Consider the following 5,054-nt stretch of genomic DNA (forward strand, 5'->3'; position numbering starts at 1 on the left):
TGTGATATACTAATATAGTTGTCGCTTGAGAGAAGCGAGTGACAAAGACCTTTGAAAACTGAACAAGACGAACCAATGTGCAGGGCACTACAACCAAGGTTGTAGTACTGAACAATGAAAAAACAATAAATCTGTCAGTGACAGAAATGAGTGAGAACTCAAACTTTTAATGAGAGTTTGATCCTGGCTCAGGACGAACGCTGGCGGCGTGCCTAATACATGCAAGTAGAACGCTGAAGGAGGAGCTTGCTTCTCTGGATGAGTTGCGAACGGGTGAGTAACGCGTAGGTAACCTGCCTGGTAGCGGGGGATAACTATTGGAAACGATAGCTAATACCGCATAAGAGTAGATGTTGCATGACATTTGCTTAAAAGGTGCAAATGCATCACTACCAGATGGACCTGCGTTGTATTAGCTAGTTGGTGGGGTAACGGCTCACCAAGGCGACGATACATAGCCGACCTGAGAGGGTGATCGGCCACACTGGGACTGAGACACGGCCCAGACTCCTACGGGAGGCAGCAGTAGGGAATCTTCGGCAATGGACGGAAGTCTGACCGAGCAACGCCGCGTGAGTGAAGAAGGTTTTCGGATCGTAAAGCTCTGTTGTAAGAGAAGAACGAGTGTGAGAGTGGAAAGTTCACACTGTGACGGTATCTTACCAGAAAGGGACGGCTAACTACGTGCCAGCAGCCGCGGTAATACGTAGGTCCCGAGCGTTGTCCGGATTTATTGGGCGTAAAGCGAGCGCAGGCGGTTAGATAAGTCTGAAGTTAAAGGCTGTGGCTTAACCATAGTAGGCTTTGGAAACTGTTTAACTTGAGTGCAAGAGGGGAGAGTGGAATTCCATGTGTAGCGGTGAAATGCGTAGATATATGGAGGAACACCGGTGGCGAAAGCGGCTCTCTGGCTTGTAACTGACGCTGAGGCTCGAAAGCGTGGGGAGCAAACAGGATTAGATACCCTGGTAGTCCACGCCGTAAACGATGAGTGCTAGGTGTTAGACCCTTTCCGGGGTTTAGTGCCGTAGCTAACGCATTAAGCACTCCGCCTGGGGAGTACGACCGCAAGGTTGAAACTCAAAGGAATTGACGGGGGCCCGCACAAGCGGTGGAGCATGTGGTTTAATTCGAAGCAACGCGAAGAACCTTACCAGGTCTTGACATCCCTCTGACCGCTCTAGAGATAGAGCTTTCCTTCGGGACAGAGGTGACAGGTGGTGCATGGTTGTCGTCAGCTCGTGTCGTGAGATGTTGGGTTAAGTCCCGCAACGAGCGCAACCCCTATTGTTAGTTGCCATCATTCAGTTGGGCACTCTAGCGAGACTGCCGGTAATAAACCGGAGGAAGGTGGGGATGACGTCAAATCATCATGCCCCTTATGACCTGGGCTACACACGTGCTACAATGGCTGGTACAACGAGTCGCAAGCCGGTGACGGCAAGCTAATCTCTTAAAGCCAGTCTCAGTTCGGATTGTAGGCTGCAACTCGCCTACATGAAGTCGGAATCGCTAGTAATCGCGGATCAGCACGCCGCGGTGAATACGTTCCCGGGCCTTGTACACACCGCCCGTCACACCACGAGAGTTTGTAACACCCGAAGTCGGTGAGGTAACCGTAAGGAGCCAGCCGCCTAAGGTGGGATAGATGATTGGGGTGAAGTCGTAACAAGGTAGCCGTATCGGAAGGTGCGGCTGGATCACCTCCTTTCTAAGGATAAGGAACTGCGCATTGGTCTTGTTTAGTCTTGAGAGGTCTTGTGGGGCCTTAGCTCAGCTGGGAGAGCGCCTGCTTTGCACGCAGGAGGTCAGCGGTTCGATCCCGCTAGGCTCCATTGGTGAGAGATCACCAAGTAATGCACATTGAAAATTGAATATCTATATCAAATAGTAACAAGAAAATAAACCGAAAACGCTGTAGTATTAATAAGAGTTTATGACTGAAAGGTCAGAAAATAAGGTTAAGTTAATAAGGGCGCACGGTGGATGCCTTGGCACTAGGAGCCGAAGAAGGACGTGACAAACGACGATATGCCTTGGGTAGCTGTAAGTAAGCGATGATCCAGGGATTTCCGAATGGGGGAACCCAACAGGTACTACCTGTTACCCACATCTGTTAAGGATGTGAGGAGGAAGACGCAGTGAACTGAAACATCTAAGTAGCTGCAGGAAGAGAAAGCAAAAGCGATTGCCTTAGTAGCGGCGAGCGAAACGGCAGGAGGGCAAACCGAAGAGTTTACTCTTCGGGGTTGTAGGACTGCAATGTGGACTCAAAGATTATAGAAGAATGATTTGGGAAGATCAGCCAAAGAGAGTAATAGCCTCGTATTTAAAATAGTCTTTGTACCTAGCAGTATCCTGAGTACGGCGGGACACGTGAAATCCCGTCGGAATCTGGGAGGACCATCTCCCAACCCTAAATACTCCCTAGTGACCGATAGTGAACCAGTACCGTGAGGGAAAGGTGAAAAGCACCCCGGGAGGGGAGTGAAATAGAACCTGAAACCGTGTGCCTACAACAAGTTCGAGCCCGTTAATGGGTGAGAGCGTGCCTTTTGTAGAATGAACCGGCGAGTTACGTTATGATGCGAGGTTAAGTTGAAGAGACGGAGCCGTAGGGAAACCGAGTCTGAATAGGGCGCCTTAGTATCATGACGTAGACCCGAAACCATGTGACCTACCCATGAGCAGGTTGAAGGTGCGGTAAGACGCACTGGAGGACCGAACCAGGGCACGTTGAAAAGTGCTTGGATGACTTGTGGGTAGCGGAGAAATTCCAAACGAACTTGGAGATAGCTGGTTCTCTCCGAAATAGCTTTAGGGCTAGCGTCGATATTAGAGATTCTTGGAGGTAGAGCACTGTTTGGGTGAGGGGTCCATCCCGGATTACCAATCTCAGATAAACTCCGAATGCCAAAGAATTATGGTCGGCAGTCAGACTGCGAGTGCTAAGATCCGTAGTCGAAAGGGAAACAGCCCAGACCACCAGCTAAGGTCCCAAAATAATTGTTAAGTGGAAAAGGATGTGGGGTTGCACAGACAACTAGGATGTTAGCTTAGAAGCAGCTATTCATTCAAAGAGTGCGTAATAGCTCACTAGTCGAGTGACCCTGCGCCGAAAATGTACCGGGGCTAAAACAATTTACCGAAGCTGTGGATACCTTTATAGGTATGGTAGGAGAGCGTTCTATGTGTGATGAAGGTGTACCGTGAGGAGCGCTGGAACGCATAGAAGTGAGAATGCCGGTATGAGTAGCGAAAGACAGGTGAGAATCCTGTCCACCGTAAGACTAAGGTTTCCAGGGGAAGGCTCGTCCGCCCTGGGTCAGTCGGGACCTAAGGAGAGACCGAAAGGTGTATCCGATGGACAACAGGTTGATATTCCTGTACTAGAGTATGTAGTGATGGAGGGACGCAGTAGGCTAACTAAAGCAGACGATTGGAAGAGTCTGTCTAAGCAGTGAGGTGTGAATTGAGTTAAATGCTTAATTCTATAACATTGAGCTGTGATGGGGAGCGAAGTTTAGTAGCGAAGTTAGTGACGTCACACTGCCAAGAAAAGCTTCTAGCGTTTAAACATACTCTACCCGTACCGCAAACCGACACAGGTAGTCGAGGCGAGTAGCCTCAGGTGAGCGAGAGAACTCTCGTTAAGGAACTCGGCAAAATGACCCCGTAACTTCGGGAGAAGGGGTGCTGACTTTAAGTCAGCCGCAGTGAATAGGCCCAAGCAACTGTTTATCAAAAACACAGCTCTCTGCTAAATCGTAAGATGATGTATAGGGGGTGACGCCTGCCCGGTGCTGGAAGGTTAAGAGGAGTGCTTAGCGTAAGCGAAGGTATGAATTGAAGCCCCAGTAAACGGCGGCCGTAACTATAACGGTCCTAAGGTAGCGAAATTCCTTGTCGGGTAAGTTCCGACCCGCACGAAAGGCGTAATGATTTGGGCACTGTCTCAACGAGAGACTCGGTGAAATTTTAGTACCTGTGAAGATGCAGGTTACCCGCGACAGGACGGAAAGACCCCATGGAGCTTTACTGCAGTTTGATATTGAGTGTCTGTACCACATGTACAGGATAGGTAGGAGTCTATGAGATCGGGACGCCAGTTTCGAAGGAGACGTTGTTGGGATACTACCCTTGTGTTATGGCCACTCTAACCCAGATAGGTGATCCCTATCGGAGACAGTGTCTGACGGGCAGTTTGACTGGGGCGGTCGCCTCCTAAAAGGTAACGGAGGCGCCCAAAGGTTCCCTCAGAATGGTTGGAAATCATTCGCAGAGTGTAAAGGTATAAGGGAGCTTGACTGCGAGAGCTACAACTCGAGCAGGGACGAAAGTCGGGCTTAGTGATCCGGTGGTTCCGTATGGAAGGGCCATCGCTCAACGGATAAAAGCTACCCTGGGGATAACAGGCTTATCTCCCCCAAGAGTTCACATCGACGGGGAGGTTTGGCACCTCGATGTCGGCTCGTCGCATCCTGGGGCTGTAGTCGGTCCCAAGGGTTGGGCTGTTCGCCCATTAAAGCGGCACGCGAGCTGGGTTCAGAACGTCGTGAGACAGTTCGGTCCCTATCCGTCGCGGGCGTAGGAAATTTGAGAGGATCTGCTCCTAGTACGAGAGGACCAGAGTGGACTTACCGCTGGTGTACCAGTTGTCTTGCCAAAGGCATCGCTGGGTAGCTATGTAGGGAAGGGATAAACGCTGAAAGCATCTAAGTGTGAAACCCACCTCAAGATGAGATTTCCCATGATTATATATCAGTAAGAGCCCTGAGAGATGATCAGGTAGATAGGTTAGAAGTGGAAGTGTGGCGACACATGTAGCGGACTAATACTAATAGCTCGAGGACTTATCCAAAGTAACTGAGAATATGAAAGCGAGCGATTTTCTTGGTTTGAATAGATATTCAATTTTGAGTAGGTATTACTCAGAGTTAAGTGACGATAGCCTAGGAGATACACCTGTACCCATGCCGAACACAGAAGTTAAGCCCTAGAACGCCGGAAGTAGTTGGGGGTTGCCCCCTGTGAGATAGGGAAGTCGCTTAGCT

At 49.9% G+C, this 5,054-nt stretch carries 1 tRNA gene and 3 rRNA genes; all 4 read left to right on the forward strand.

From position 1 onward, the window contains the following. Positions 1-165 precede the first annotated feature (165 nt). Positions 166-1,711 (forward strand): 16S ribosomal RNA (locus B4W83_RS09700). Between the two features lie 51 nt (positions 1,712-1,762). Further along, positions 1,763-1,835 (forward strand) — tRNA-Ala (locus B4W83_RS09705). Positions 1,836-1,959: 124 nt separating this feature from the next. Then, positions 1,960-4,861: ribosomal RNA gene (locus tag B4W83_RS09710) — 23S ribosomal RNA — on the forward strand. Between the two features lie 76 nt (positions 4,862-4,937). Further along, positions 4,938-5,053: ribosomal RNA gene (rrf, locus tag B4W83_RS09715) — 5S ribosomal RNA — on the forward strand. Together the 16S, 23S and 5S rRNA genes with 1 tRNA gene alongside form the textbook arrangement of a ribosomal RNA operon. Position 5,054 lies beyond the last annotated feature (1 nt).

Source organism: Streptococcus pseudopneumoniae ATCC BAA-960 = CCUG 49455 (assembly GCF_002087075.1).
In the GTDB taxonomy this organism is placed as follows: Bacteria; Bacillota; Bacilli; order Lactobacillales; family Streptococcaceae; genus Streptococcus; species Streptococcus pseudopneumoniae.